Source organism: Leifsonia xyli subsp. cynodontis DSM 46306 (genome assembly GCF_000470775.1).
Classification (GTDB): Bacteria; Actinomycetota; Actinomycetes; order Actinomycetales; family Microbacteriaceae; genus Leifsonia; species Leifsonia cynodontis.
Genome location: NC_022438.1, coordinates 742,026 through 768,783, shown reverse-complemented (window position 1 = coordinate 768,783; position 26,758 = coordinate 742,026). Strand labels below are relative to the sequence as shown.

Annotated in this window: 25 protein-coding genes and 4 pseudogenes; 13 read left to right on the top strand and 16 right to left on the bottom strand. The window is 69.4% G+C overall.

The window, feature by feature from the left end:
• Positions 1-406: 406 nt before the first annotated feature.
• Entirely contained in the window at positions 407-1,090 is a 684-nt protein-coding gene (locus tag O159_RS03650; protein WP_236609559.1) for a GH25 family lysozyme, read from the bottom strand.
• A gap of 1,502 nt (positions 1,091-2,592) precedes the next feature.
• Positions 2,593-2,928 (bottom strand): hypothetical protein, encoded by a 336-nt coding sequence (locus O159_RS03645; RefSeq protein ID WP_021754404.1) that lies wholly within the window; start codon positions 2,926-2,928, stop codon positions 2,593-2,595.
• Positions 2,929-3,443: 515 nt separating this feature from the next.
• Between O159_RS03645 and O159_RS03640 the strand changes: the two genes are divergently transcribed.
• From O159_RS03640 to O159_RS03615, 7 genes and pseudogenes are all read left to right on the top strand, one after another.
• Positions 3,444-3,851 carry a DUF1801 domain-containing protein gene (locus tag O159_RS03640; RefSeq protein WP_021754400.1) on the top strand — a complete coding sequence of 136 codons (408 nt, stop codon included), beginning with the start codon at positions 3,444-3,446 and terminating at the stop codon, positions 3,849-3,851.
• A gap of 35 nt (positions 3,852-3,886) precedes the next feature.
• Positions 3,887-5,014, top strand: a pseudogene (locus tag O159_RS03635) (SDR family NAD(P)-dependent oxidoreductase); the annotation flags it as partial.
• Between the two features lie 400 nt (positions 5,015-5,414).
• Positions 5,415-6,356, top strand: a pseudogene (locus O159_RS03630) (IS30-like element ISLxc3 family transposase); the annotation flags it as partial.
• A gap of 52 nt (positions 6,357-6,408) precedes the next feature.
• A pseudogene (locus O159_RS16975) lies at positions 6,409-6,504 on the top strand (IS5/IS1182 family transposase); the annotation flags it as partial.
• A pseudogene (locus tag O159_RS03625) lies at positions 6,505-6,780 on the top strand (short-chain dehydrogenase); the annotation flags it as partial.
• Positions 6,781-6,851: 71 nt separating this feature from the next.
• Positions 6,852-8,888, top strand: a complete 2,037-nt coding sequence (locus O159_RS03620; RefSeq protein ID WP_021754395.1) for an APC family permease — start codon at positions 6,852-6,854, stop codon at positions 8,886-8,888.
• 31 nt (positions 8,889-8,919) lie between these two features.
• On the top strand, positions 8,920-9,342 hold the full coding sequence (locus O159_RS03615) for a DUF1622 domain-containing protein (protein ID WP_021754394.1): 423 nt from the start codon (positions 8,920-8,922) through the stop codon (positions 9,340-9,342).
• Positions 9,343-9,683: 341 nt separating this feature from the next.
• Here the strand turns inward: O159_RS03615 and O159_RS03610 are convergent, their stop codons facing one another.
• The 5 genes from O159_RS03610 to O159_RS03595 all read right to left on the bottom strand — a co-directional run bounded on the left by O159_RS03610 (position 9,684) and on the right by O159_RS03595 (position 12,817).
• Positions 9,684-10,091 carry a hypothetical protein gene (locus O159_RS03610; RefSeq protein ID WP_021754393.1) on the bottom strand — a complete coding sequence of 136 codons (408 nt, stop codon included), beginning with the start codon at positions 10,089-10,091 and terminating at the stop codon, positions 9,684-9,686.
• Positions 10,088-10,399 (bottom strand): zinc-binding dehydrogenase, encoded by a 312-nt coding sequence (locus O159_RS15575; protein WP_236609534.1) that lies wholly within the window; start codon positions 10,397-10,399, stop codon positions 10,088-10,090. The genes O159_RS03610 and O159_RS15575 overlap by 4 nt, the downstream gene beginning before the upstream one ends.
• Positions 10,396-11,031 carry an NADP-dependent oxidoreductase gene (locus tag O159_RS03605; protein WP_236609533.1) on the bottom strand — a complete coding sequence of 212 codons (636 nt, stop codon included), beginning with the start codon at positions 11,029-11,031 and terminating at the stop codon, positions 10,396-10,398. The genes O159_RS15575 and O159_RS03605 overlap by 4 nt, the downstream gene beginning before the upstream one ends.
• Positions 11,032-11,071: 40 nt before the next feature.
• Positions 11,072-12,100: a 6-phosphofructokinase gene (locus tag O159_RS03600; RefSeq protein WP_021754392.1), complete on the bottom strand. Its 1,029-nt coding sequence runs from the start codon at positions 12,098-12,100 to the stop codon at positions 11,072-11,074.
• Positions 12,101-12,190: 90 nt separating this feature from the next.
• Positions 12,191-12,817: a CYTH domain-containing protein gene (locus O159_RS03595; protein ID WP_021754391.1), complete on the bottom strand. Its 627-nt coding sequence runs from the start codon at positions 12,815-12,817 to the stop codon at positions 12,191-12,193.
• Positions 12,818-12,965: 148 nt separating this feature from the next.
• Between O159_RS03595 and O159_RS03590 the strand changes: the two genes are divergently transcribed.
• Genes O159_RS03590 through O159_RS03580 form a run of 3 tightly spaced genes read left to right on the top strand, consistent with a single transcriptional unit; the run spans position 12,966 to position 15,021 of the window.
• Entirely contained in the window at positions 12,966-14,159 is a 1,194-nt protein-coding gene (locus O159_RS03590) for a sensor histidine kinase (RefSeq protein WP_021754390.1), read from the top strand.
• A complete protein-coding gene (locus tag O159_RS03585) occupies positions 14,156-14,794 on the top strand; it encodes a response regulator (RefSeq protein ID WP_021754389.1) in 639 nt (212 codons plus the stop codon). The genes O159_RS03590 and O159_RS03585 overlap by 4 nt, the downstream gene beginning before the upstream one ends.
• Before the next feature lie 41 nt (positions 14,795-14,835).
• Entirely contained in the window at positions 14,836-15,021 is a 186-nt protein-coding gene (locus O159_RS03580) for a hypothetical protein (protein WP_021754388.1), read from the top strand.
• 267 nt (positions 15,022-15,288) lie between these two features.
• Here O159_RS03580 and O159_RS03575 read toward each other — a convergent pair whose 3' ends face one another.
• Complete coding sequence (locus tag O159_RS03575; RefSeq protein ID WP_021754387.1) at positions 15,289-17,454, bottom strand: DEAD/DEAH box helicase; 2,166 nt, start codon at positions 17,452-17,454, stop codon at positions 15,289-15,291.
• Positions 17,455-17,808: 354 nt separating this feature from the next.
• On the opposite strand from O159_RS03575, the gene O159_RS13130 reads away from it, so the two are divergent.
• Entirely contained in the window at positions 17,809-18,468 is a 660-nt protein-coding gene (locus O159_RS13130; protein ID WP_021754386.1) for an efflux RND transporter permease subunit, read from the top strand.
• Here O159_RS13130 and O159_RS03565 read toward each other — a convergent pair.
• From O159_RS03565 to O159_RS03555, 3 genes are all read right to left on the bottom strand, one after another.
• Complete coding sequence (locus O159_RS03565; protein ID WP_021754385.1) at positions 18,410-18,838, bottom strand: hypothetical protein; 429 nt, start codon at positions 18,836-18,838, stop codon at positions 18,410-18,412. The genes O159_RS13130 and O159_RS03565 overlap by 59 nt on opposite strands.
• 211 nt (positions 18,839-19,049) lie before the next feature.
• Positions 19,050-21,179, bottom strand: a complete 2,130-nt coding sequence (locus O159_RS03560) for a heavy metal translocating P-type ATPase (protein WP_021754384.1) — start codon at positions 21,177-21,179, stop codon at positions 19,050-19,052.
• Entirely contained in the window at positions 21,179-21,403 is a 225-nt protein-coding gene (locus tag O159_RS03555) for a heavy-metal-associated domain-containing protein (RefSeq protein WP_021754383.1), read from the bottom strand. The genes O159_RS03560 and O159_RS03555 overlap by 1 nt, the downstream gene beginning before the upstream one ends.
• 55 nt (positions 21,404-21,458) lie before the next feature.
• Between O159_RS03555 and O159_RS03550 the strand changes: the two genes are divergently transcribed.
• Positions 21,459-21,737 (top strand): metal-sensitive transcriptional regulator, encoded by a 279-nt coding sequence (locus O159_RS03550; protein WP_021754381.1) that lies wholly within the window; start codon positions 21,459-21,461, stop codon positions 21,735-21,737.
• Position 21,738: 1 nt separating this feature from the next.
• Positions 21,739-22,227, top strand: a complete 489-nt coding sequence (locus tag O159_RS03545; protein WP_021754379.1) for an O-acetyl-ADP-ribose deacetylase — start codon at positions 21,739-21,741, stop codon at positions 22,225-22,227.
• A gap of 110 nt (positions 22,228-22,337) precedes the next feature.
• Here the strand turns inward: O159_RS03545 and O159_RS03540 are convergent, their stop codons facing one another.
• The 5 genes from O159_RS03540 to O159_RS03520 all read right to left on the bottom strand — a co-directional run bounded on the left by O159_RS03540 (position 22,338) and on the right by O159_RS03520 (position 26,407).
• Positions 22,338-23,003 carry an SGNH/GDSL hydrolase family protein gene (locus O159_RS03540; RefSeq protein WP_021754378.1) on the bottom strand — a complete coding sequence of 222 codons (666 nt, stop codon included), beginning with the start codon at positions 23,001-23,003 and terminating at the stop codon, positions 22,338-22,340.
• Between the two features lie 68 nt (positions 23,004-23,071).
• Positions 23,072-23,587, bottom strand: coding sequence for a pyridoxamine 5'-phosphate oxidase family protein (locus tag O159_RS03535; RefSeq protein ID WP_021754377.1), 516 nt, complete (start codon positions 23,585-23,587; stop codon positions 23,072-23,074).
• Positions 23,584-24,435, bottom strand: a complete 852-nt coding sequence (locus O159_RS03530) for an ABC transporter ATP-binding protein (protein ID WP_021754376.1) — start codon at positions 24,433-24,435, stop codon at positions 23,584-23,586. The genes O159_RS03535 and O159_RS03530 overlap by 4 nt, the downstream gene beginning before the upstream one ends.
• Complete coding sequence (locus O159_RS03525; RefSeq protein ID WP_144267536.1) at positions 24,432-25,445, bottom strand: FecCD family ABC transporter permease; 1,014 nt, start codon at positions 25,443-25,445, stop codon at positions 24,432-24,434. Before O159_RS03525 ends, O159_RS03530 begins: the two co-directional genes overlap by 4 nt.
• Positions 25,442-26,407 (bottom strand): ABC transporter substrate-binding protein, encoded by a 966-nt coding sequence (locus O159_RS03520; protein WP_021754374.1) that lies wholly within the window; start codon positions 26,405-26,407, stop codon positions 25,442-25,444. Before O159_RS03520 ends, O159_RS03525 begins: the two co-directional genes overlap by 4 nt.
• Positions 26,408-26,758 lie beyond the last annotated feature (351 nt).

The window sequence follows — 26,758 nt, the reverse complement described above, 5'->3', positions numbered from 1 at the left end:
TCGGTGACGGCGTGGTTGGCGGGAATCTTGTTGATCAGGGCATGTAAGAAGAGTTGGCCGGTCGTTGTCCGCGTTGATGGTCGTTGGTCAGTAGGCGGGGATGCGTAGGGGCGCTCCGTCATGCGACGACCGCCTGTAGTGCGCCAGCTGAGCGATGGGCGCTATGTTCTTGGCGTTACGCGCGTGACGACACTGCCCCGATCGCAGAGGTTCCATGGCGGACACGAAACCCAAATGGCCTGCACACCTTGAAGAGGTATGCAGGCCATTTGCTGGAATTCAGACTTGGTGGGCCGGTTTCATCGGCCGACCAAGTGCAATTCCAGTGTCTCCTCCGAGAGGAGGCTCGTGGCGCTGACTGTGATCAGTGGACACCGGGCTTGACAATGCTGGAAGAGATGGCCACCTAATGAACGTTATTGGAGAATCGCTTGAGCGCCAGCTTGGTGCCGTGGAAGAAGTCCTGGTCCCCGGGCAGGAGGCCGCCTGGGCCCGCGTAGGGGCTCGTGTTGTCCCAGTGCTGCCACAGCGTCCAGTGTTTCCACCCACCGGGCAATGCGCCGGGGCCGTCCGATACGTCCGAGACCCAGTTGGCGATGAACAGCGGGTAGGAGGCGAAGTCCGTGGTGTTGCCAGTGTACTCCTTCCACCAGGACGGGTTGGTGTAGATGACCGGCTTCACACCACCCGTCCTCTTCTCCACCACGGAGACAAAATCGTGTATCCACTTGACGATGTCCGCCGGGGTCATCGCCTTACATTTCTTGATTGCCCACGGCTTCGTCAGGTCGTCGCAACGGTGCTCCAGGTCAAGCATGGGAGGCAGGATACGCTGAGTGGGCTCCCAGTTGTGGATGGTGTTCATAAAGTGCTTCGCCTGCGAAGTGCCGTCCGACCAGAACGGCCGTCCGAAGTGGTACGACCCGCGATAAAACCCGGCATTTTGGGCTCCCTTCCACTGCTTCTCGTACTGGGAGCTCACGTAGTCGTCGTCCTCGGTCGCTTTGATGTAAACGAAACGGGCACCCTTCGACGCCGCATCGCTCCAGTTGACGTCGGTCTGCCAGCCGCTCACATCATCGCCACGCACATAATCCAAAGGCGGAATTGGCCGCGGTCGTTGCCGCAACTCTTGGGAGCTTACATCGCGAGCGAGCGTGCTACCAGCGTGGTCTTGGGTGGGATCGCCACCGCCCCTGTCCGGCTCCGCCGCCGCGGCGGACAAAGAACCACCGAGCCCCACCGCCAGGATCGCGGCCATCACGGCCGAGACCATACCGACACGCACCGAATGAGCTCGACGTCCTCGCATCATCTTTTGAACGTTCATTAAGAATAACCTCGTTTTCAAAGAAAATCGGTGTATCTATGGAGAGCTATGACAATGCCACCGGCGCCGGCCGAGTGTCAATACCGGGTAAAGCAAACCGGGATCTTCTGGGGGACAAGTGAAGTCGTTCGTGATAACCAGCTATGACAAGGAGTCGCGTAGGACTGCTGAGGGTTTGGGTGATTCCTGATCTGTGGTGACCGGCGCGCGGACAGGGTGACACTGCGGCGGGTCGGGGTCAGAACAAGAACTGCTGCACGCCTTTTGCATCCCGATGGTCGCGCCGAAAACTCACGAGCTCGCTGGCAGGTCGTTCCGCTGCCGCTCTGCTCGGCGTGCGTGGAACTACGCGACAGGCCAGACCTCCAGCCGTGTGCTCATATCCATTATATTATCACAGCGAAAAACACATCCACACGAGGACACCACCGGGCATACCCCCACACTTTGCCCACACCCGACAAGGCTGCCACCTCGGGGAAAGCTTTACTCGGACTAGTCCCGCGTCCAGCGCGCGGCCGCGGCACCGAGTGCGACGAGAAGGGCGGTGGCCGCCAAGCCGATGAGGCCGATGCCGATGTAAGCGAGCGGGAGCGTGCCCATGTAGGGGTTCGAGAAGCCGACGAAGAGGCACAGTCTGCACCCCCTGAGGCACCGCGTCTGGGTATGGCTTCCGTGAACACTTAAGACCCCGCCGATGGCGGGGTCTTAGGATGGCAACGTTCCGGTAACCGGACCGTCGTGACACTCACACTACCGAATGAAACGTGGAAAGTCTGCACAATACCCGACAACTTATCCACATGTTACTAACATGTCAGGCTCCTCCGGATGGCTGGGAACCCACTCAGCCGCCGGGCGCATAATCGGAACTAATCACCACACTAGGAGACACCATGGTCAGCCAGATCCAGAGCACGATCACGACGGCAGCGGTTCCGCGGCCACAGGGCAGCGGTTCTTACACTTCGACCCAGCACGGCACGGTCATTTCAATCGTTCAGGCAGTCCCGGCCTCGTCCCGATAACGGAGCGTATGGATCGATGCTCCTCACACATCCCCCCGCTCCCGACCAGCGGTATTTCTGGACGAATGCCTGGCAGCGCGAAGACATCATGCGCGCTCACCATAACCCGCCACTACCTCCCGACATCCCCACCGTAACAACCGCGGCCCCCACCCGGAACAAGCTGTCGCAGCTCTTTCACGGAGCCCTACCGCCCCCGCACAACCCCTGTTGTGCGGGGGCGGGCTTCGTCGTTCAGTTGGAGCCGATGAGTTCGGCGGTGCGACCCTGGAGAACGAACCCATCTTCGGGACCATCATCTTCCAGGATCGTCGGGTTGCCACCCGCGATCCTGACCGCCGCATCGAGGGCAAGGACACCGATGCGCTTCGCGTCAGCCGCCGACTCGGCCTCAATGAGAACCGAGATGGTCACCACCCGCTCCCGCAGAGATGCGGTAACGTCGCTGCCGCTGAGGAGACCCTCGGACGCCTCTTCGAGTTCAAGAAGAGCTTCCATCACCGCGTCTGTCTGCGCATCCAGGTCATTGTCCCCGGACACATAGAACTGGCTGTGGATGCTGGTAAGCATCAGTTCTCTCCTCGCGATCCGGTATAGCAGTCAAGGTTGTAAAGCCACTGCAGCTTGTGATTAGCGTAGTATCCGCCGCTGGGCGTCAGATGGACGAACGTCTTGTGCTCCGCGGAGCACGGACAATACAGCCTGTAGTACTTAGGCGGGTCCTGGATTCGCCACCCTGCTTCGTGGAACTCGCCAAGCAAAGCCTCCAATTCTTTCTTGGGGTGCTTCCGCCAGTATCGCCCCACCACGATCCTTCCGTCCAGGGTGCAGCCAAATCGTATCGACCGCAACCTCCAGGCGGTAGACATACCCCCACCCCCCTGCCCACACTTTGCCCACAAACACCCCGAAACCAACCGATCCCAACCAGACCCAAACGAGGTGAACCGGCCCGTAAACCCGCGGAAGTAACGGCAAACAAGCCACCATTCGGAGTGGTCATGGTCCCCCAGCCTGTCACACCCGCGGGAGCGAAGCCTGAGCGGTATGGTCGGGAAGGAGGTGATGATCCGACTATGCCTGCGATGACCCCGTCCGACCTCCCCGTCGCCGCCGTCCTCGATCGCGTGCCCGGCCCCCGGCGTGCGGAGGCCGAGCGGTTGCTCGCCCTCCACGCCGAGGTCAGCGACGAGCCGCCCATCGTCTGGGCGGGCCGCATCCAGGGCTTCGGCGAATACCACTACCGCTACGCGAGCGGGCACGAGGGCGACGCCCCTCTGCTCGGATTCGCGAGCGACCGTCGCCGTCACACGGTCTACCTGCTGCCCGGCTTCGCGGACAGCCACGCCGGACTGCTCGCGACGCTCGGCCCGCACACCGCGAGCAAGGTGTGTCTGTACCTGCCGCGACTCACCGGCGTGGACGAGGGGGTGCTGCGCCAGCTTCTGGAGGCCACGCTCGCGGAGACCCGGGCGCAGTACGGGATGGCCTGATCCGGCGTCCCGAGCCCACACCGTAGAATTCTCCGGTGCCACCCGAAACCGCCCCCGCTTCCGCCTCCTCCGCCGGCTCCGGCATCGACCCCGGCGATCTGGCCACCACACTCCGTGTGCTCGCGGCCCTGCACGAACTCGATCAGGAGCACCCGGACTACCTCGTCGTCCTGCGCGCGACCGCCCACATGTTCAAGGCGGCGAAGCTGGCGCGCCGCCGGAAGGCGCGGGAAGAAGAGCTCACCGCCGACCGCGCGGTGATCGCGGCGACGGCCACCGGCACACCCGACCGGATCGACGACGAGACACGCGGGCGGGAGCTCACCTCCTCCAGCTCCGGCGAGCGGACGGCCGGAACACTGCGGAGATCGCAAGCCTGCTACATCTGCAAGCAGCGGTTCACGGAGATCGACTGGTTCTACCACCAGCTGTGCCCGTCCTGCGCGGCGCACAGCCACGCGAAGCGCAACGCGCGCACCGACCTCCGCGGGCGGCGGGCGCTGCTGACCGGCGGGCGCGCGAAGATCGGGATGCACATCGCCCTGCGGCTGCTGCGCGACGGCGTACACTTCACCATCACGACGCGCTTCCCTCGCGACGCTGTGCGCCGGTTCGCCCAGCTCCCCGACGCCGCCGAGTGGCTGCACCGGCTCCGAGTCGTCGGCATCGACCTGCGCGACCCCGCCCAGGTGATCGGGCTCGCCGACTCGGTCGCCGCGTCGGGGCCGCTGGACATCCTCATCAACAACGCCGCGCAGACGGTGAAGCGCTCGCCGGGCGCCTACTCGCTGCTGGCCGAGGCGGAGTCGCAGCCGCTGCCAGAGGGACCGCTGCCGGAGCTGGAGACGTTCGGCCACACCGCCGACCCGCACCCGAAGGCCCTGGAGGCATCGGTCGCCGCGCACCCGCTGCTGTCGGCGGCGGAGACGACGGGCACGATCGCGCAGTTCGCGCGAGCGGGCGACGGCACGCTGAGCGCCGACGATCTGGCCGCCCTCGCGATGGCCCCGGGCTCATCCTCGCTCGCGAAGCACTCGGACGGCAGCGCCATCGACGCGGGCGGACTGGTGCCGGATGTGGCCACGGTGAACAGCTGGACGCAGACCGTCGGCGATGTCGATCCGCTGGAGCTGCTGGAGGCTTGGGTTCTAACGGTCGTTGCAACACCTGGACTTTCTGGGAGTTGTAACGACCGTGGCCCGTTTAAGGAGCTATTCGAGGGATCGACGCTGTTTCACGCAGGCTGATAAGGACGCGTTCTTCGCGTTGTTCGAGGCGTGTGGGAGCATCACGATCGCGGCGCGTGAGTTGGGGTTCAACCCGGCGACCTGCGGGACGTGGGTATGGAAGGCCGGCCTGCGCAGCCAGGGGAAAACCGGGACTGGTCCGCATCCAGGAAAGGAACGCTACTTCCAGTTGCGACGCGATGGCATCTCGCGTCGCGAAGCAGCGGCTGCCGTCGGGGTGAACATCCGCACGGCACGGGATTGGGATAACGGTGTCCGGAAGACCGCTCATCGCCGCTATTACCCAGATGGTCGGGTCGTCGATTACAAAACAGGTATGACGACGTTTCTTGACGGCACCGAGACAATCTCGCCGGCGGCGATCTTTCAGCTGGAGAGGAAGCTCGATCCGCGGTTCCTTTCGCTGGAGGAACGTGAGCAGATCCGGGATCTCCTCCGCGATGGGTTGTCACTGCGGAGCATCGCCGCCCAGCTGCGGCGGTCGCCATCCACGATCAGTCGGGAAATCTCCCGGAACCGGTCCTCGACCGGGATCTATCACCCCTTCGCAGCACATCGCTACTCGGCGAAGCGTCGCCCACGGCCAAAGCCGCGAAGACTGGTGACAGAGCTGCGGTTGCGTGCTTTCGTTGAGTCGAAGCTGGCGTTGCGGTGGCCTCCCGAGCAGATCACTCGAGCCCTGATCCGTCAGTTCCCGGACGACGTTGGGATGCGAGTGGCGACCGAGACGATCTACCAGACGCTCTATCTCCAAGGACGCGGCCAGCTGCGCCGTGATCTCGCGACAGCGCTGCGTACCGGGCGCGCACGTCGCCGACCGAACCGGGGAACCAACGCACGTCGTTCGCGGTTCGTCGACCCGATGCTCATGATCTCCGAGCGCCCCGCTGAGGTCGCTGATCGTGCTGTTCCAGGGCATTGGGAAGGCGATCTCATCATCGGCGCTGACCACGCCAGCGCGATCGGCACCCTCGTCGAGCGAACCACCAGGTTCGTGATGCTCGTCCACCTCCCGACCGACCACGCTGCCGAGACCGTCCGCGATGGCCTCATTCGGACGATGAGCGGCCTGCCGGCCGAACTGAAGAAGTCGCTGACCTGGGACCAGGGTGCGGAGATGGCCGCCCACAAGACGTTCACGATCGCCACCGACATGGACGTCTACTTCTGCGACCCAGCCTCGCCCTGGCAGCGCGGTTCTAACGAGAACACGAACGGGTTGCTGAGGCAGTACTTCCCGAAGGGCACCGACCTCTCACAGCACTCGCCCGCGGACCTTGCCCGAGTCGCACACGAACTCAACACCCGCCCACGCAAAACGCTCGGCTGGGAAACCCCAGCCCAGCGCCTCGCTAAACTACCTACCAGCTAATCGTCGTGTTGCAACGACCACTAGAATCCGCCCCACCAATATGGCGAAGGCCGCGCTGAACATGCTCACGCGGACGAGCTCCGGCGAACTGTTCTCCTCCGACGGCATCCTGATGACCAGCGTCGACACCGGTTGGATCACCGACGAGCGGCCGCACCACACCAAAGTCCGCCTCGCCGGAGAGGGCTTCCACGCCCCGCTCGACCTGGTGGACGGCGCCGCGCGGGTCTACGATCCGATCGTCCGCGGCGAAGCCGGTGAAGACCTCCACGGCGTTTTCCTCAAAGACTACCGCCCCTCGGCATGGTGACCGTACAGTGATCCTCAGCGCCGGGGGCCGCCGGACAGCAGTCCGGGCCCGGTGCGAGTGGAGGAGCGAGGATGTCCAGCACCCCCGAGAGCCCTGACCGCGAGCGGACGATCCCACCCCGCATCTCCCCGGTCGCGAAGGCCCCGGTCCCGGGTCAGGCACGGCCGTTGCGCGCGACAGCGAAACCCGTCTCTGCGTTCCGGCACTGGCTGCTGCGCGGGATGGTGGACGAGCGCGGCACCCAGCAGGGCCCGCACGGCCACGAACCCGAGCGACAGCATTCCTGGTGGCAGGTCATGTGCCTCACAGGTGTCGACTACTTCTCCACCCTCAGCTACCAGCCGGCCATCGCCGCGCTCGCGGCCGGGCTCGTCTCGCCGTTCGCCACCCTCGTCCTGGTCGCGCTGACGCTGCTCGGCGCGCTGCCGGTGTACCGCCGGGTTGCGCGCGAGTCGTTCCGCGGCTCGGGGTCGATCGCGATGCTGGAGCGGTTGCTGCCCTGGTGGGCGGGAAAGCTGTTCGTGCTGGTGCTGCTCGGTTTCGCCGCGACGGACTTCACGATCACGATCACGCTCTCCGCCGCGGACGCGGCGGCGCACGCGATCGAGAACCCGTACGCCCCCGAATGGTTCCACGGCAACAATGTGCTCATCACCCTGTTCCTGCTGGTGCTCCTCGGCGCGGTTTTCCTGAGGGGGTTCCGGGAGGCCATCAGGATCGCGGTGGTCCTGGTCGCCGTCTACCTCGCTCTCAACGTGGTGGTCATCACGACCTCGATCGTGGAGGTGTTCGAGCATCCCACCGTGTTCGGCGACTGGTGGGACGCCCTGTTCCGGACCAACGGGGATCCCTGGCTCATCGTGGGCATCGCGCTGCTGGTCTTCCCGAAGCTCACGCTCGGCCTCTCGGGGTTCGAGACCGGTGTCGCCGTGATGCCGCAGATCAAGGGCGAGCCGGAGGACGAGCCGGACAACCCGCGCGGACGCATCCGCGGCGCCGGGCGGCTGCTGACCACCGCGGCCCTGATCATGAGCGCGTTCCTCATCGCCTCGAGCTTCACGACGACGCTGCTCATCCCGCAGAAGGAATTCCAGTCCGGCGGCTCCGCCAATGGCCGCGCACTCGCCTACCTCGCCCACGAGTACCTGGGCAACGCCTTCGGCACGGTCTACGACATCAGCACCATCCTCATCCTGTGGTTCGCCGGGGCCTCGGCGATGGCGGGCCTGCTGAACCTGGTCCCGCGCTACCTCCCGCGCTACGGGATGGCGCCGCAGTGGGCGCGGGCGGTGCGTCCGCTGGTGCTGCTGTTCACCGCGATCGCCTTCCTCATCACGATCGTGTTCCAGGCGGATGTGGACGCGCAGGGCGGAGCGTACGCGACCGGCGTGCTGGTGCTCATCACCTCCGCCTCCCTCGCGGTGGCCCTCTCCGCGTGGCGCAACAGACAGAGGAAGCGCACCGTCGCGTTCGCGCTCATCACCGCGATCTTCGTCTACACGACCATCGACAACATCATCGAGCGCCCGGACGGGCTGCGCATCGCCACGCTCTTCATCCTCGGCATCCTGGTCGTCTCCATCGTGTCGCGCATCGGCCGTTCCTTCGAGTTGCGCGCGACGAGCGTGACACTCGACGTCACGGCTCTCGACTTCGTCTTGGAGGACGCCGAGGAGGGGGAAATCCGCATCATCGCCCACGAACCGGATGTGGACACCACCCGCGAGTACGAGGAGAAGAACAAGGACGAGCGGAAGTTCAGCCACATCCCTCAGCGCTCCCGCACCATCTTCATCGAAGTGCTCCGCTCCGACTCCTCCGACTTCGAGGAGGACCTCGTGGTGAACGGCATCGTGAAGTACGGCTACCGCGTGCTCCAGGTGCGCAGCGGCAACGTCCCGAACACCATCGCGGCCGTGCTGCTGGAGATCCGCGATCTCACCGGTGTGGTCCCGACGGTCTACTTCGAGTGGACGGAAGGCAACCCCATCTCGAACGTGTTCCGCTACCTCATCACGGGCGTCGGGGAAGTCGCCCCCGTGACGCGCGAGGTGCTGCGCGAGGCCGAGAAGGACCCGAAACGCCGCCCGGCCGTGCATGTCGCCTGATGCGTGCCGCTGTGGCAGCATGAGCGCATGGATGCGCACCCCGTCTTCGAGGCGATCGGCACCGCCTTCGAGGTGGCCGGCGTCGCTGGCCCTCGCGATCGGCTTCCTCCTTGCTCTCGCCGCGGCCGCCTGGCGGCGCACCGGCAGCGGTGCGGCGGCCATCCGGACGCTGCGCGAGAGTTTCGGTGGTGTCATCCTGCTGGGGCTGGAGATCCTCGTCGCAGCGGACCTCGTGAAGACGGTCGCCTCCGATCCGACGCTCACCGATGCTTTCGTGCTCGGCGTCATCGTGCTGATCCGCACCATACTGAGCTTCTCGCTCCAGGTTGAGATCGAGGGGGTGGCGCCGTGGCGGCGGGCTTTCGTGACCGGGCCGGAGATGCTGGCACGCGCGGCCAGAAGAGCCGGCGAGCCGCAGCCCGAGCGGCCGGGCCCGGCCGCGTCCGGAGCCTGAGCGTCAGTCCCGGGCTCGCGCGGCGCGCTCAGCGTCTCGCTGCTTCACGCGCGCGTTCTCGGCCCGGACCGCAGCCTGCGAGGGCCAGCACCCCCTGGTCGACGAGTTCATCGGCATCGTGCGCGGCCGGACCGCGCACAGCTCCCGCAACCCGGAGGTCGCCGAGCGGGAGCGGACAGAGAGACAGCGGACAGAGAGACAGCGGACAGGCAAGCAGCGGGCGGGACGGAGCACGCCCAAGCCGCGGCGAGGCCGCCGCCGCTAGGTCTGTCGCAGCGCAGCCCGTGCGGGCGAGGATGCCCGAGCGCACGCCACGGGGCCGGCCGGGGCGCGGCGGTCGGTTACAACGCTGAGGCCCCGATGAGCGACAGCAGGGCCTGCGCGTAGGCCATCGCGGCGTCCTCCTCCTCGAAAGGCCGTTCCTCGCCACCGATCAGGACAGTGACGCGGTAGCCGCCCGGTGTGCGAGAGAGCTGACGGAAGGAGCCGCCGAGGAGCTCGCGCAGCTGATCCTCGCGCGGCATCCACAGAGCGTCCTCGACGGCGAGCGAGTCGAGCGCCCACTCGGTCGTGCCGTTGAAACCCAGGATGGTCCCGGTGTCGACGTGGTGCGGCTCGATGGTCATCTCGCTGACGGTGAACCGCTCGCCGTCCATCCCCGGCCGGTCGATGGCGAACGCGTCCCCCGAAACGGGCTGCCAGCGCAGGCCCGCTGCCCGCAGCAGGCGCGCCGTGTCCTCGTCGATCATGGAAGATCCTTCTCGTCTGTGACGACCACGATCTTCCCGCGGACGTGGCCGGCCTCCAGCCGGCCGTACGCCTCGACGACGCGCTCGATCGGGTAGGCCGAGTCGATGGGCAGCACGAGCTCGCGCCCGGCCAGCAGCCGGGCGGCCTCCGCGAGCTCGGCGTTGCCGGCGGCTCTCGCGCCCACGGTCGCGGCGCCCTGGGCCGCCGGTCCGAACGCTGCGATGGTGTTGATGCGCTCGGGAGGGACACCCAGTTCGAGGGCGGCGGCGATCGTGTCCGGGCCGTGGTTGTCGAGCACAGCGCTCACCCGGTCGCCATCGTCCAGCGCCGCACGCACACCCGGCCGGCGAGACCATCGCCGTAGCGCACCGGGATGACGCCCAGCGTCTCCAGGAATTCGTGGTTCTCCTCGCTCGCCGTCCCGACGGCCCTCGCCCCGGAGCGGATCGCCAGCTGAGCCGCCAGCACGCCGACGCCTCCGGCCGCCGCGCTCACCAGCACCGTGTCGTGCGGGCCGAGCCTGAGGGAGGCCGTGCTGGCCATCGCCGTCCGGCCGACGATTCCGAGGGCGCCGGCCACCGGGAAGCTCAGCGCATCCGGCTTCCGGATCACCTGGCCGTCGGCGGGCACGACGACGAAGTCCGCGACAGCGGCGAAAGGGGCGGTGCCCAGCACGGCGTCGCCCGCTGAGAAAGCGGTCACCCCCGCACCGAGCTCCTCGACGACGCCGGCGAAATCCTGGCCGATGCCGCTGGGGAGCGTGACCCCCATGCGGCCGGCCACTTGTTCGCTGCGGTAGGCCTTCACATCCATCGGGTTCAGGCCCGACACAAGGACGCGCACGAGGATCTGGCCGGGACCCGGCCACGGCCGCTCCCGCTCGACGAGCTGGAGGAAGTCGCGGGAGCCGAACTCCTCGAACTGGACGAATCTGGGCACACCCACTCCTTCCTCTTCTAGGAGGGAGCTTAACCCCGCGTCAGCCGAAAAGGAGGGCCGCTTCGTCATAACGCGCCTGCGGGACCGTTTTCAGCCCGCCGGTCGCGTCCGCGATCGAGACGTTCACGACATCGGTGCCGCGCAGCGCGACCATCGAGCCCCAGCGGCCCTCGGAGGCCGCGTCCACCGCCGCCATACCGAGGCGGGTGGCGAGCACGCGATCGTACGCGCTCGGGACGCCGCCGCGCTGCATGTGGCCGAGAACGGTCGCGCGCGACTCGATCCCGGTGCGCTCCTGGATGAGGGGGGCGAGCATCTCGCCGATGCCGCCGAGCCGCGGCCGGTTGAAGGCGTCCAGGCCCTTGTGCGAGTGCGCCTCCTCCATCGTGTCGAGGTGGAAGCCCTCGGAGACCACGATGACGGGCGCACGGCCGCGGTCCCGGACCGACTCGACCCACTCGCAGATCCGCTCGACGGACTGCGGCTGCTCGGGGATGAGGATGGCGTGCGCGCCGCCAGCCATGCCGGAGTGGAGAGCGATCCAGCCGACGTGGCGGCCCATGACCTCCAGGACCATGCAGCGCTGGTGCGACTCCGCCGTCGTGCGCAGCCGGTCGATCGCCTCGGTCGCGATCTCCACCGCGGTGTCGAAGCCGAACGAGTAGTCGGTGGCGGCGAGATCGTTGTCGATGGTCTTCGGGACGCCGACGATGCGCAGACCAGCGTCGGTGAGCCGGCGCGCCGCCGTGAGCGTGCCCTCGCCGCCGATCGCGATGATCGCGTCGATGCCGTTCTCATCCATCATCCGCTGGATGTTCTGCGGACCGCCCTTCTCCCCCTCGAACGGGTTGGTGCGGCTCGAGCCCAGGATCGTGCCGCCCTGCCGGGAGAGGCCGCGCACCGAATGACGATCGAGGGGCATGATGTCGCCCTCGACCACGCCGCGCCAGCCGTACCGGAAGCCGGCGAACTCCGAGTCGTGGACCCGGTCGCCTTTGAGGACAGCGCCGCGGATGACCGCGTTCAGCCCCGGGCAGTCGCCGCCACTGGTCAGGATGCCGATCTTCATGCTGCTCCGTTCTCGTAGCGTCCCTGAGCATCATGCCCGAGACAGACCTGCAGCACAAAAGCGCAGGTCCCCCGAGCGGCCGGCCACGGCTCAGAGGCCGAGCGCCCGCTGAAGTTTGGAGGAACGGGCCGACGGACGCGCGCCCGCCGCCAGCAGCCTCTCCTCGAGACCGTCGAGGAGTTCGGTCCGGCCGGGACGAGTGCCGGGCGCGCCGCTCAGCAGTTCGACCTCCCACTCCCGCCAAGCGTCCGTGCCGCCGGTGCGGAGGTTCTCGCTGCGGACGTGGTCGTCGCAGAGCTCCGCGAGGTCGCGGCCCGCCGCGTCCCGCAGCACGGTCGTCACACGTGTATTCGTCACGCGGGCGACAGGGGCGATCGGCGGGACGGGACCGCCGAGGCGCCCGGCCACCGCAGCCAGCAGCTCCTCCGGCGGGATACGGCCATCGCCGAGCGGCCAGTGCAGCTCACGGCGGCCCTCCTCCTCCGGCGGGAGCTTGACGTGCCAGCCTTCATCGTCGCCTCCGCGCCGCGCGCGCACACCGATCCGGGCCCGGGCGAGCGTGAGCTCCGGCGTGTCGTAGTACGTGGCGACCAGTTCGCCCGTCGCCGGATCAAGCGCGGCGGCGACCGGGCCGACGCCGACGAGATCCGGCGGGGTGAGCGCGGAGCCGACATCGTAGGTGCGTTCTATCTCGATCTGGGAGCGGTGCGGGGACATCTCCCCTGTCTAGCACCATGACGCTCTCCAAGGCCATGACGGGAGAGTCCGCACGGCCTGCGGGAGGGGAGGCGCGCATCCGGCACGACGACGCGGACGCGGCCCTCGTCTCCGCCCCAGGCTCAGCCGGCCGCCGTAGGCTAGCGGGGTGAACCACTCCGCCCTCACACCGGTGTTCACCGCGCTGCGCATTGGCCTGCACGCGCTGGTGGTGGGGCTCTCCGCCTCCGTTCTCGTGCGCGCCTGCGTCGAGGTCGCGGCCACCGGCGACGCGCGGCGGGCGGGCGCGGTCATCGCCGTGGCGCTGCTGTTCGTGCTCACCTACGCGGCGGGCGGGCCGCTGAGAACCCGGATGCGCGGCGGTCTGCGCTTGCTGTGGCTGGGCGCGCTGACGGCCGAGTGGATGCTGCTGGCCGCGCTCACCCAAGACGCCGCCTTCCTCGTCTTCCCTCTGTTCTTCCTGTTCCTCCACCTGCTGCCCCTGCCGTGGAGCGTCGTCGCCGTCGGCGCCAGCACGGTCGCCACAATCCTCCTGTTCGCCGCGCACTCGGGGTGGACGGCGGGCGGGGCCCTGGGCCCGGTCATCGGCGCGGGCGTCGCCGTCGCGATCGAGCTCGGCTACCGGGCGCTGTTCCGCGAAGCGCAGGAGCGCGAGCAGCTCATCCGCGACCTCGTGGCGACCCGGGAGCAGCTGGCCGCCAGCGAACGCTCGGCGGGAACGCTCGCCGAACGCTCCCGGCTCGCGCGGGAATTGCACGACACCGTCGCCCAGGGGCTCTCCAGCATCCAGCTCCTGCTGCACGCCGCCGAACGCTCCACCACGGAGCCGGCCGTCCTCGACGCGGTGCGCCTCGCCCGGGAGACGGCCGCGGCCGACCTCGCCGAGACACGCCGCTTCATCCACGCGCTCACCCCGCCCGCGCTGGAAGACAAAACCCTGCCGGGCGCGCTGCGGCGACTCGCCGGGCAGACGGAGCGGACGAGCGGTCTGCGGGTGACTGTGAGCGTGAGCGGCGAAGCGTCGCCGCTGCCGATGCCGGTCGAGACCGCGCTGCTGCGAAGCGCGCAGGGATCGCTCGCGAACGTCGTGCAGCACGCGGAAGCCACGATGGCCCGCCTGACGCTGAGCTATGATGACGGCGCTGTGACGCTCGACATCGTGGACGACGGCCGCGGTTTCGACGCGGCGACTGCGGGCAACGGGGAGCGGCATCCCGGCTCGTTCGGCCTCCGCGCCATGCGCGAGCGCGCGGCCGGGCTCGGCGGCGAGGTCGCGATCGAGTCGGCGGCGGGCCGGGGGACGGCTGTCGCGGTGACCGTGCCGACCGGGAGCGCGCGGTGACGGCGGCCATCCGGCTCGTGCTGGCGGACGACCACCCTGTCGTGCGCGCCGGCCTCCGCGCGCTCTTGGCGACCGAGCCGGACATCGAGGTGCTCGCCGAGGCCGGCACCCCCGAGGAGGCCGTCTCGCTCGGTGAACGGCTGAGGCCGGATGTCGTGCTGATGGACCTCCAGTTCGGGGCCGGCGCGAACGGCGACGGCACGAGCGCCACCCGGCGTCTGCGCGGACTGCCGCAGCCGCCGCGCGTCCTGGTGCTGACGAACTACGACACGGACGCGGACATCCTCGCGGCCGTCGAGGCTGGCGCGAGCGGCTACCTCCTGAAAGACGCGCCGCCCGCCGAGCTGATCGCCGCGGTTCGCGCCGCCGCGGCCGGAGAGAGCACCCTCGCCCCCGCGGTCTCGGCGCGGCTGGGGTCGCGGCGCGAGGAGCGCGGCAGCCGCCTGAGCGCCCGCGAGATCGAGGTGCTCGCTCTGGTGGCCGGCGGGCGGACGAACGCCGGGATCGGGCGAGAGCTGTTCCTCAGCGAGGCGACGGTGAAATCCCACCTCGTCCACGTCTTCGCCAAACTGGGCGTCCCGTCGCGGACCGCCGCGGTCGCCCGCGCCCGCGAGCTCGGCCTCATCCGCGTCTGAGCGCCCTCGACGGGCGCCGGGCGCAGCGGTATCCTCTGGGCATGGACGCAAGGGCAGGCGATCCCGGCGAGGCCGGCTTCCGGGAGGCGCAGAACGCGGACTACGAGCCCGAGCCCGTCATCCGCGACCAGGACGACCTCCCCGTGGACGGCGGCCAGGACGAGCGGCTTCTGCCCGACGACGACCGCCCCGTCTCCCTCGACCCCGACGACACCGGCCCCGCCTGACCCCGCCCCTCTGTCTCGCCTCCGCCGACCCGGATTTCGTCGCGGTCGAAAACGGAGGAGATTCCCCCCTGGCCACGGCGATCGTCCTCCCTTTCCGGCGACACGCCGCATCCAGCCCCAGAACTCCTCCGTTTTCGACCGCGACGAAAAGGGAGGAGTTCTGGAGGCGACACGCCGGAGGGAAACGGAAAAGGAGGAGTTCGAGGGCGGTGAGGGGCCGGAACTCCTCCCTTGTGGACGGATGGAGAGAGCGACGGTAGGAGGGGCTTAGCCGAGCGCTTCTTCCAGGATATGGATGAGGGCATCCAGCTGCACGGAGTCGGTGGAGCCCAGCTCGACGTCGCTGCCGTCGAGAGCACGGGCGGCCAGGCCCTGCTTGGCGTCGATCAGCTCGGCGATCTTGGAGTCGATGGTCTGAGCGGCGATGATGCGCCAGGCGGTGACCGGCTCCTCCTGGCCGATGCGGTGGACGCGATCGATCGCCTGAGTCTGCTCGGCGGCGGTCCACGAGAGCTCTGCGAGCACGACGTTCGAGGCGGCCTGCAGGTTGAGGCCGACACCGGCGGCGGTCAGCGAGCACACGGCGACCGACACCTCGGGATCGGTATTGAACGCGTCGATCTCCCTCTGGCGGACAGCGGCGCTCTGGTCGCCGCGGATGGACACCGTCGTGAGGTCGCGCGCGGCGAACGCCGCCTCCGCTGCGTCCATCACGTCGATGTGCTTGGCGAAGAAAACGACCTTGCCGACCGAGCGGGCGAGCTGGGCGGTGTAGTCGGCGGCGAGACCGGCCTTGGCCTGGCCGATCTTCCGCACCATCGTGAAGACATTGTCGCCGGTCTTGGCCGACTTCGACTCCTCAAGCTCCGACTGGGCGACCAGCCGGATGAGGTGTTTCCGGTGCGCAGCGTCGTCGCCGTCGAACGAGTCCGGGCGCCCCGCGGCCGCCGCCCGGTGGAAACGCGCGACCAGACGGTCGGCGAGCTCCTTCTCCGCCTGGAGGAGGGAGCGTCCGAGGTCGCCGTCCAGCTCGACGGGGAGGTCGACCACGCGGCGGCTCGGCAGGTCGGCGGCGACGTCGATCTTGCGGCGGCGCACGATGCCGAGATCGATCACAGACTCGCGGGCGGCCGCGTAGAAGCCGAGGTCCGCCGGCGTCATCCCGGTCTCCTCCAGGCTCTCCATGAGCTCCGCGGCCGGCCGGTCGCCGTCGATCCAGCCGAGGAACTGCCAGATGGCTTTGAAGTCGTCGATGTCGTTGATCAGCGGGGTGCCGGTGAGGGCGATGAGCAGCGGGTCCGGAGTCTTCTCGCGGAGGGCCTCGGCGAGACCGAGCACCAGACGGGAACGCTGCGAGTGCAGGTTCTTGATGAAGTGGGCCTCGTCCACGACCATCCCCTTGAACCCGAGGATGCTCAGCCAGGAGAGGTGCCGGTCGAGCACTTCGTAGTTGACGATCACGACATCGGCGAAGGCGTCCAGGCCCTCGCCGTCGCCGTGGATGACCGTGGCGCGGCGGTGCGGCGTCCAGCGCTCGACCTCGCGCGCCCAGTTCATCTTGACGACGTTCGGGACGACGGCGAGCAGCGGATAGGCTCCCGCGACGGAGGCGGCGAGCACCGACTGCGCCGTCTTGCCGAGGCCGGGCTCGTCCGCGAGGAGGAAGGTGCGGTGCCCCTGACGCACGCTCTCGATGAACCGCGACTGGTGGTGCATAAGTTCCAGGCCGTGCGGCGAGTAGCGGTCGGTCCCCGGGGCCGGCGGCAGCTCCATGCTGGCCGCCTGGCTGCCGGAACCGTATTCGAACGATTTGAAGAGCGGCCCGAGCAGCTCCCACGAGTCGAGCCGCCGCCGGGGCGCGGGGGCGGGGGCTGCACGGGAGAAATCGGGGGCGAGGAACGGGTTCGACAGCTGGCGCGCCTTCACGCTCTGCGGCACGACCTGCTTCTGGGCGAGCTCCGGCGGGAGGACGGTCTCCGTGCGGACAGGGCGCTCCACCGTGATGATCAGCTCGTCCGGGCTGAGCTCCGTCCCCGACTCCAACAGCCAGTCCCGGCGCATCTTCTGCGCGGTGGCAGTGGGCGGGGCCTCGCTCTCGAGCAGCGAGAGGAGGGAGGTGTCGCGCGCGGCGGTCTTGGCCAGGATCGTCGCGATGCCATCGAGGCGTTTGAGCTGTTCGGCGCGCTGGGCGTCGATCAGCTTGACGTCGGACTTCACCCGGGCGCGCTCTTCGCGCATCAGGAAGGCGATCACCTGGAACTTGGTTCGATTGGTCGGCCCGAGCTTCTTGCCGTCGGCAGCCTTCGCCTCGACCTCGCGCACCTTGCGGGCGAGGACCGGAATGAGACCGTCGTTGTTGGCGTGCTTGCTCCGCCGCTGCTGCGGCCGCGACGCGGTGCGCTGTCCAGACGTGCGCTGACCCGATCGAGACATGGTCCTCCAGTGGGGGCGTCGCGCGATTGCCGAGAGCGCGGCGCTGTTATGGCGTGAGGGCCGGCGCGGCAGCGGCTGGGAGCCGAACGGTCCCGAGCCGGCGCGAGGACGCCGGAAGCACGACGCGGGATGGACGTGCGTGTGCTACCTTACCGCACGACACGGCGCAAGCGCTGAGAATTCAGCGGTTAGTGTCGGCGGGCGACGCATCGGCCGCCCTCCGCGAGCGCGAGCCCAGCAGCAGCGATGGCGCCGGAACGCCTCCCTCTCCCTTCAGCAATCATCGTCGGTATAATTACATATATTATATTATAATCGGGTGGTGCGCACTTCGGATCGACCCCTGAACGCCGGATGAGGAAGCTTCTCAGCTCGGCCCTCCACAACCGCCCCTTCGTCTTCGTGCTCGCCGGGGTCCTCTGCGTCACGGGAACCCTGGCGATGGCGATGCTGCCGCGGGAACTCCTGCCGCCCACCACGGCTCCACGCTTCGCGATCGTCACCGAGTACACCGCCGCGGACCCACAAGCGATGGACGTGCGCGTGTCACAGCCGATCGCCACGGCGATCGGCTCGGTCGACGAACTCGCCTCGGTCTCCACGGTGAGCAGCGCATCGAATTCACTGGTCCTCGCCGGTTTCCACCTCGGCGCCGACCTCGACGCGATCGAGCAACGGCTGGACAAAGCCATGGACGCTGCCGGACGCGCGCTGCCGGAGGGCGTCCGGCCGATGATCCGCGCGGCCAGCGTCGACGACGTCCTCATCGTCCAGGCAGCGCTGACCCCGGCCGAAGGCGGGCTGAGCACGGCGACACGGCAGGCGGTCTCGGCCGCGCTGGCCGGCATTCCCGGCGTGCGTGCCGGCGGAGCCCGTCTGACCCTCGAACAGGAACACGAACGCACGGGTGAGGCACGGGTGACGTGGACCGCCTCGGGCAAGCGCCGCCACCGCGTCAGAGCGAGCCCTTCCGGAAGAGGAAGGCGCACGGCGGAGCGCTGGAGCCCACGCTGACGATCACAGAGGACTGTCGGGCGAGTTCGAGGAACGGCGCGAGCCCCAGTCTGATCATCGGGATGCGGCGGAGTTCGGCGTCGGAGGCGATGCCCGTGACCGCGAAGACGACATCGGGGACGTCGTAGGGCTCGTCGGTGAGGTCGAGGAAGACGATCGGCGAGGCGTCGGGGTCCGCGAGCGGGAAGACGCTGAGGATCGCCTCGGCGGCGGCCTCGGTGGTCACCTCCTCCCCCAGGTGGACGATGGGCGCTGTCAGTGCTTCATTCGGGTAACCGCTGCCGACGAGGGTGAGCGTTCCGCCTTCTTCGATCGCATCCAGCGCGCTCAGGAGCACACCGGACAGCAGCGGGCTGAGGTTCTTCAGCAAAGTCGGGCCTTTCCTGTAATAACAAATATCTCTCAACCCCTACAGGGGGGATAGACCTACCGGTATGTCCTCCCCCACCCCCCGTTAGGGGCGGCGGCCCCGGCACGCCGGTCCGACGGCGGACGACGACCCGCGCGCTCCCGCCGCCACCACCTCCCATCCGCCGCGGGCCGCGGCGTCCCGCGCGCATTCCCGCATCGGAATGCCGTGCTCAGAAGCGGCGGAGGCGGAGGCTGTTGAGCACGACGAAGACGCTGGAGAACGCCATGGCCGCACCAGCGATCATGGGGTCGAGCAGGCCGAAGGCCGCGACCGGGAGGGCCGCGACGTTGTAGGCGAACGCCCAGAACAGGTTCCCCCGGATGACGGCCGCCATCCGGCGCGACAGACTCAGGACCTCGCCCACGATCACCGGCTCAGGACGCAGCAGGGTGATGTCGGCGGCGGCCATCGCCGCATCCGTGCCGGAGCCGAGCGCGATGCCCAGATCCGATCCGGCGAGCGCCGCCGCATCGTTGACGCCGTCGCCGACCATCGCGACGCGACGCCCCTCGGCGCGCAGGCTCGCGACCGCAGCGGCCTTCCCCTCCGGGCTCATTCCCCCGAGCGTGCGTGCGATGCCGAGCCGCGCGGTCACAGCGGCGACCGTCGCGGGGTGGTCGCCGCTGAGAACGATCGGCTCCGCGCCGGCCGCCCGGACGCGGGCGACGGCCTCGGCAGCGTCGGGGCGCAGCGGGTCGCCGACTCCGAGAACAGCCGCCGGGACACCGTCGACGCTCACAGCGATGGCGGTTCCGCCGGCGCTTCTGATGCGCGAAGCGGCGTCCGCCAGTTCGGACGGGAGGGACTCGCCGGCTTTCCCGACTGAGACCTCCCGGCCCGCCACACACGCGGTCACTCCGACACCGGGCAGCGAACGGAAGACGGTCACCGGGCCGGCCGCCGGGACCTCGGCCGCGATGGCGCGCCCGAGCGGATGCTCCGAGACCCGCTCGGCGGCGGCGGCGAGCCGCAGCGCCTCGTCCGCCGCCCATCCCGCCCCGGCCACCGTCTCCAGAAGCGTCATCCGGCCGGTCGTCAGCGTGCCGGTCTTGTCGAACACCACCGTGTCGATCCGGCCCGCGCGCTCGAGGGCGTCGGGGCCGGAGAGCAGGATGCCGCGCTGCGCGGCGCGGGCGGTCCCGACCAGCAGCGCGGTCGGTGTCGCAAGCCCCAGCGCGCAGGGACAGGCGACGATAAGGACGGCGACCGCGGGCAACAGCGCCACCGCCGGGTCCCCCGCGACGAGGGTCCACACGAAGAAGGTCAGCACGGCGAGTCCGAGCACGACGGGGACGAACACCGACGAGACCCGGTCCGCCCGGCGCTGTGCCCGGGTCTTCGCGAGCTGCGCCGCCTCCACCCCCGCGACGAGACGGGCGACCCGGGTGTCCGGCCCGACACGGGTGGCCAGCACGATGAGGGAGCCGCCCGCTGCGATCGTCCCCGCGGTCACTTCGTCTCCCACGGCGACCTCGACGGGCACGGACTCCCCTATCACAGCGCTCGCGTCGATCGCCGCAGCGCCCTCCAGCACGATCCCGTCGGCGGCGATCCACTCCCCCGGACGGACGGCGAACCGCTCGCCAGCGCCCAGGAGATCGGCGGTAATGCGGCGCTCGCGGCCCGCGTCGTCCACCCGGGACACCTCGCGCGCCCCCGCCGCGACCAGATCGCGCAGAGCGGCGCCCGCCCGGCGCCGCGACCGCTCCTCGGCGAACCGGCCGAGCAGGAGGAACGTCGTCACCACGGCCGCGACCTCGACGTAGATGTGGCCGCCTGCGCCGAGCGCGAGCACAGCGACCGACCACGCGAACGCGACGAGCGTCCCGAGCGACACCAGCGTGTCCATCGTCGTCGCACCGTGCCGCAGATTCACCGCAGCCGAGCGGTGGAACGGCCAGCCGGCCCACAGCACGACCGGCGCCGCCAGCGCCAGAGACACGAGCTCCCACCCCGGGAAGCGCAGGACGGGGACCATCGCGAGCAGCACGATCGGGACGCTGAGGGCTGCGGCGACCAGCAGCCGCAACCGCAGCCGCCGGGCGTCCGGCCCCTGCTCCCCCACGATGTCCCGGGAGTCGGCGAGGACCCGCGCGCCATAGCCCGCTTTCTCCACCTCCGCGACGAGCGCTTCGGCCCCCACCCCGGCCGGGGCCAGGACGCTCGCGCGCTCGGTCGCCAGATTCACGACCGCCTCCACCCCGTCGAGGCGTCCGAGCCGTCGCTCGACGCGGGCCACACAGCTCGCGCAGGTCATCCCCTCGATCGCGAGGTCGATGCGGGTGAGCGCCGGTTCCATCACGGCAGCCGGAGACGGTCCGGACGGCCGAGTGTGTATCCGGCTTCTCCCACGGCGACGGCGACGGCGACCGGGTCGAGGGCGACGGAGCTCGTGACGACCGCTCTGCCTTCCGCGACATCCACGTCCACGCCGGTGACGCCGCCGAGGGCGCCGAGGTGTTCGCTGACGGCCCGCGCACAGTGGGCGCAGGTCATGCCGAGAATGTCATAGGTGGTCTTCATTCCGCCGAGAGTACCACTGATACCCTCTAGGGGTATATAAGAGTACCCTGAGAGAGTGATCGCAGACATCAGGAAGCGGGCCCTCCACCGCACGCGCATCCTCTCAGGCCAACTCCGCGGACTCGAGAAGATGATCGAGAACGAGGACTACTGCATCGACATCATCACCCAGTCGCTCGCGATCCAGAAGTCCCTCGGCTCCCTCAACAAACTGCTCGTGGAGAACCACCTGAAGACCCATGTCTCCGAGATGTTCGAGGAGGGCGGGGAACAGCGCGACACCGCGATCCTGGAACTGCTGAAAATCTACGAGCTCTCGAACAACCGGGGCTGAGATGACAGACTCGACCGAACTCGTCCTCGGCGACCTCACCGAACAGAGCGCGGACGCCATCGTCAACGCCGCCATCCATCGGCGCGGGGGGCCCGCCATCCTGGCCGCCTGCCGAGAAGTGCGCGCGACGGCCCTGCCGGACGGGCTGCCGACCGGCCAGGCCGTCGCGACCACCGCGGGAGACCTGGATGCGCGCTGGGTGATCCACACGGTCGGGCCGGTGTGGACGGCGAAGGAGGACAGGACTCCGCTGCTACAGAACGCGTACCGCTCCTCGCTGCGGGTCGCCCGCGAACTCGGCGCGGCGACGGTGGCCTTCCCCGCGATCTCGGCGGGCGCTTACGGGTGGCCGATGGACGAGGCCGCGCGCATCGCCGTGAGCACGGTACGCGCCGTGCTGTCGTCCGGAGTCGGATCGGTGGAACGCGTTCGGTTCGTGCTCTTCCGGGACGCCGCCTTCGCCGCCTTCCGCGCGGCGGCGGGCGGGTGAACGGGGCGGGGCGCCGGAATCGGAGGATGTGCTCACCCGGATCGCGGTGCGATTCCCTCCCATCGCCGCCGCATAGAAGGGAGGAGCTCTCGCCCGGAGACCGATGGATATCAGGAAAGGGAGGACATCGCCGGGCTCACGGGTGAGAACATCCTCGGTTTCGGCGCGGCGGGGTCCGGTGGAGTGGGCTTAGGCGGCGCCGCCGAGGTCGGGGAGGGGGAGATCGCCCGGGAAGAGGGCGGAAGCTGGCGCAGGCGCTCCAGCCCCGGGACGAGCTCACCGGCCCACGCGCGGTAGCCCTCGTCGTTCAGATGCAGCCGGTCTTCGCTGAACGCGGGGTTGAGTTCGCCGTCCTCCAAGGCCAGCGCCGGCCAGAGATCGAGCCATCCGGCGTGGACGGTCGGCGCGAACTGCCACAGGTGCCGGTTGATGTCGCGGATCTGCTCGGCGAAATCGTGCCCGCGCGGCAGCACCGACTGCATCAGGACGCGCGCCTCCGGCAGCTCCTTGCGGAGCGTGACCAGGATGGTCTCGGTGTTCCGCACGACATGCTCGGCCGAACGCCGCCAGGCAAGGTCGTTCGTTCCGATCAGCAGGGCGAGCGTGTCCGGGCGGGAATCGATGACGGCGTCGAGGCGGGCGAGGAGATCGTCGGTGGTGTCGCCCGCGACGCCGAAGTTCCGCGCATCCTCACCGGGGAGCAAGACCGCCCAGTCCCCGCCCTGCGTCAGGCTGTCGCCCACCAGCGCGAGCGCTCCGCCTGTCCCGTGCGTCATCGCGACCTCCTTCGCGCGTCCTGAGCCATCCTCTCGCACTTTCCGCGGCGATGTGAGGCAGAGACGCATCAGCTCTGCGTCTTGTCGATGACGACATGGTCGAAGCGGTCACCGGCCCAGTCCACATCGTAAGCCTTCCCGAACCCGACGATGTATCGGCCGGCGAGCGGTTCGAGCCGGTAGAGACCGAAGTCGAGGCCGCGGAGCAGCCGGACGAGCGCAGGGCTCGTGGCCTCCGCGAACCGGTCGAACACGGCCTCGTTGCCCTCATCGTGTACGACCCGCACGGCGCAGCGGAACCGCGCACGCTCGAGGGCGAACAGATTGGGCGCGCCGTCCTCATCGGCACGGAAGAGCACAGCGACCTCGTCGGCGGCGGCGAGGGCGTCGTGATGGTCGGCGAGGGCGCTGACATAGAGATAGAGCGCACCGTCGACCGCGGCGAACGGAGTGACGGCGACCATCGGCACGCCGTCGCGGTCGGCGACGCCGAGGGTCAGCGTCGCACGCTCGGCGAGGAAGGCGCGGTAGCGCTCGCGCTCGGCAGCGTGCTCGAGGGCGGAGGCAGAGGCTGGGGCGGTCATGGTCTCTCCTTCTGGTCGGGGTGGGTGCGCTGAGTGCGCTGGTCGCGCCGCGCACGGTGATCGAGGTGGATGCGCGGCGGCCCGCCGTCCACACCGGGGGCGACCTCGGCGGCGACCCCGTAGAGGGCGTGGATCGTCTCGGGCGTGAACAGTTCGGCGGGCGTCCCGGTCGCGAGCGCCACGCCCTCGTACAGGGCGAGCACGCGATCGGCGACCGCAGCGACATGGTTGAGGTCGTGCAGCACCAAGACGACGGTCATCCCGAGCACTCTCCGCAGTTCGCCCACCACCTCCAGCACATCGGCCTGGTGGGCGATGTCGAGGTAGGTGGTCGGCTCGTCGAGGAGCAGCACCCGGGGCCGTTGGGCGAGGACCATGGCGAGCCAGGCGCGCTGCGCTTCGCCGCCGGAGAGCTCGGCCACGACGCGATCCTCGTCGGCGAGCATCTCCGTGTGCGCCAGCGCCCAGTCGACGGCGTCGCGGTCGGCCTCGCCCCCGCGCTCGAACCAGCGGCGGTGCGGATGCCGCCCATACCTCGCGAGTTCGCGCACGGTGAGGTCGGCCGGAGCGGGGTTGCGCTGTTCGAGCAGCCCGGCGGCGCGGGCACGCTCGCGAGGGCCGGCGCGAGCGATGTCCCGGCCGCCGATGCGGACCGAGCCGCCGTCGACCGGCACCCGGCCAGCGAGCGCGCGCAGCAGCGACGACTTCCCCGAACCATTGGGACCGATGAGCGCGATGGTCTCGCCCGCGGCGACATCGAGGGAGACGCCGCGGACGGCCTGCTTGCGACCGTAGCCCACGTACATCTCCCGGGCGGAGACCAGCGCGGCGGGAGGAGCGGCGCTCATCGCGGCGCCCCCGAGCGCCGCAGGAGGAACAGGAAGTACGGCGCCCCGACGAAGGCCATGACGATCCCCGCCGGGATCTCGACGGGGGCGAACGCGGTACGGCCGATCGTGTCGGAGACGAGGAGGAGGAGCGCGCCGAGGAGGGCGCTCAGCGGCAGCAGCACGCGATGGTCCGAGCCGACGAGCAGCCGCGCGAGGTGCGGGACGACCAAACCGAGGAAGCCGAGCACACCGACCGCGGCGACCGCGACCGCCGCGAGGAACACGGCGACGGCCGAGAGGATCAGGCGTGTGCGGGCGACGTTCTCGCCGAGATTTCCGGCGACGGCGTCGCCGAGGCGCAGGATGTTCGCTTTGCCGGAGCAGGCCAGCGCGGCGACCAGACCGACCGCGGCATACGGCACGAGCAGCAGGACGGTGTCCATGCCCTTCGCCGCCAGGCTGCCGTTCAGCCGCTGGATCGCGGCCGGCTGACGATCGCTGAACCGCAGCGAGAGCAGCCCGATGACGGCGCCGGCGACCGCGTTGACGGCGACGCCGGCCAGGATGATGTCGAGCGGCCGCATCCCGGACCGACGCCACGCGAGCGCGTAGACGAGCCCGGCGGCGACGCATCCGCCGGCGAAGGCGGCCGGCGGCACGAGCCCGGTCGCGGCCGGGACGGCGAGCAGGATCACGAGAACCACGGAGGCCGCGCCCGCCGTCACCCCGGTCAGCCCCGGGTCGGCCAGCGGGTTGCCGACGACCGCTTGCAGCAAGGCGCCGGAGACGGCGAGGCAGGCGCCGACCAGCAGGGCGAGCAGGATGCGCGGCAGCCGCACATCCCACACGATCGCCGCGTGGACGGTGGAAGCGGCCCGCCCGGCGAGCGCGGCGAGCACATCGGGGGCGGCGATGACCACGCTGCCGACGCCGAGCGCGAGGACCACCCCCGCGGCGAACGCGACACCCACCGCCGGGAGGACGACCGCCCGCCGGCGGGAGCGCGCCCCGAGCACAGTGCTCGTCACCGCAGGAAGCCGCTCAGCTCGCCGACAGCGGCCGGAAGCGCCGCGAGCGAGGTGTAGCCGAATCGGCCGTAGTCGAGGACGTGTACCCGGCCGTCCGCGACCGCCGGGACGCTCCGCCACGCTGGCCGTGCGGCGAATTCGGCGTCGAGGGCCCGCTGGGCCGCATCCGCGCCGCTCGAGGAGAGGACGAGCACGACATCCGGTGCGGCGGCGATGACCTTTTCGAGGTCCACCGCGGTGAAGGCGCCGGTCGCGCCCAGCTGGGAGCCGGCGATATTGTCGGCCCCGGTGAGCGCGACCAGGGAGCCGGCGTAAGAACCGTCGCTCATGACCATGAACGAGTCGGCAGCGCCGATGAGCAGGAGCACCTTGGTCGGCTTCCCCGCTGTGGTCGGCCGCAGGGCGCGCAGTTCGGCCTCGGCGGCGCCCAGCCGGTCCAGAATGGCGCTCGCCCGCTCCTGGCGGTCGAACGCCGCACCGAGGGTCTTCACCGCGAGCTTTGCGTCCGCGAGCGTATCGGTCTGGAGGAAGACGCTCGGTGTGCCGGTGTCCGTCAGCGACGCCTCCACGGTGGATCGCGCCGACTCGGCCGCGACGACGAGGCCGGGGGCGAGTTCGACGATCTTCTCGACATCGGGCGCCATCGAACTGTCGATGCGCGGAACATCGGCGAGCGACTGAGGCAGCTGCTGCGTCGTGGTCGACGGGACCCCGGCGACCGGGACCCCGAGCTCGCCGAGGATCTCGGCGAGCGGCACGGACGCGCTGACGACGCTCGAGGGCGGCTCGGCCGGGAACTGTCCGAGCGCCTCGGCGAGCGCGGCCGGGTCGACACCGTCGGCGAGGGGCGTCGCAGACGGGACGGTTGTGGAGCCGGGGTCGGCGGGGACGCTGCACGCGGTGAGCCCGGCGAGCAGCGCGAGGGCGGCGGCGGGGAGGAGACAGGCGGCTGGCAGGCGCATAGGGGTGAAACTCCTTAGGGTGACCTTACTGAGGATAGGCTAACCTAAAGAATTCTGCATGTCATCTCGCGGGAGAGGCGGAGATACTGTTCACATGACCTCCCGCTTCCACGCCGGTTTGGACCAGGCAATGGCAGGACGCCGGCGATGACGATCCACGGGGCCGACTCTCGAGGACTGCCCGCGCCCGTCGCCACGACAGTGGGGGCCTCGCGCCGCGAGCGGGGCCATTGGGCATGGATTTCGTCTCTCACGATCGCATCGCTCGGCGGACTCAACTTCCTGCCATGCGCGGTCTTGTGGATCCTGCTTCTCTCCGCCCCTGAGGGCGAAGGGGGCGGGATCCTTTTC

What these genes read in the sequence shown, in the direction of transcription:
- O159_RS03645 (WP_021754404.1), bottom strand. Translation starts at nt 2,928, where the DNA reads ATGCTTACCAGCATCCACAGCCAGTTCTATGTGTCCGGGGACAATGAC.
- O159_RS03640 (WP_021754400.1), top strand. Translation starts at nt 3,444, where the DNA reads ATGACCCCGTCCGACCTCCCCGTCGCCGCCGTCCTCGATCGCGTGCCC.
- O159_RS03620 (WP_021754395.1), top strand. Translation starts at nt 6,852, where the DNA reads ATGTCCAGCACCCCCGAGAGCCCTGACCGCGAGCGGACGATCCCACCC.
- O159_RS03615 (WP_021754394.1), top strand. Translation starts at nt 8,920, where the DNA reads ATGCGCACCCCGTCTTCGAGGCGATCGGCACCGCCTTCGAGGTGGCCG.
- O159_RS03610 (WP_021754393.1), bottom strand. Translation starts at nt 10,091, where the DNA reads ATGATCGACGAGGACACGGCGCGCCTGCTGCGGGCAGCGGGCCTGCGC.
- O159_RS03600 (WP_021754392.1), bottom strand. Translation starts at nt 12,100, where the DNA reads ATGAAGATCGGCATCCTGACCAGTGGCGGCGACTGCCCGGGGCTGAAC.
- O159_RS03595 (WP_021754391.1), bottom strand. Translation starts at nt 12,817, where the DNA reads ATGTCCCCGCACCGCTCCCAGATCGAGATAGAACGCACCTACGATGTC.
- O159_RS03580 (WP_021754388.1), top strand. Translation starts at nt 14,836, where the DNA reads ATGGACGCAAGGGCAGGCGATCCCGGCGAGGCCGGCTTCCGGGAGGCG.
- O159_RS03575 (WP_021754387.1), bottom strand. Translation starts at nt 17,454, where the DNA reads ATGTCTCGATCGGGTCAGCGCACGTCTGGACAGCGCACCGCGTCGCGG.
- O159_RS13130 (WP_021754386.1), top strand. Translation starts at nt 17,809, where the DNA reads ATGAGGAAGCTTCTCAGCTCGGCCCTCCACAACCGCCCCTTCGTCTTC.
- O159_RS03560 (WP_021754384.1), bottom strand. Translation starts at nt 21,179, where the DNA reads ATGGAACCGGCGCTCACCCGCATCGACCTCGCGATCGAGGGGATGACC.
- O159_RS03555 (WP_021754383.1), bottom strand. Translation starts at nt 21,403, where the DNA reads ATGAAGACCACCTATGACATTCTCGGCATGACCTGCGCCCACTGTGCG.
- O159_RS03545 (WP_021754379.1), top strand. Translation starts at nt 21,739, where the DNA reads ATGACAGACTCGACCGAACTCGTCCTCGGCGACCTCACCGAACAGAGC.
- O159_RS03540 (WP_021754378.1), bottom strand. Translation starts at nt 23,003, where the DNA reads ATGACGCACGGGACAGGCGGAGCGCTCGCGCTGGTGGGCGACAGCCTG.
- O159_RS03535 (WP_021754377.1), bottom strand. Translation starts at nt 23,587, where the DNA reads ATGACCGCCCCAGCCTCTGCCTCCGCCCTCGAGCACGCTGCCGAGCGC.
- O159_RS03530 (WP_021754376.1), bottom strand. Translation starts at nt 24,435, where the DNA reads ATGAGCGCCGCTCCTCCCGCCGCGCTGGTCTCCGCCCGGGAGATGTAC.
- O159_RS03520 (WP_021754374.1), bottom strand. Translation starts at nt 26,407, where the DNA reads ATGCGCCTGCCAGCCGCCTGTCTCCTCCCCGCCGCCGCCCTCGCGCTG.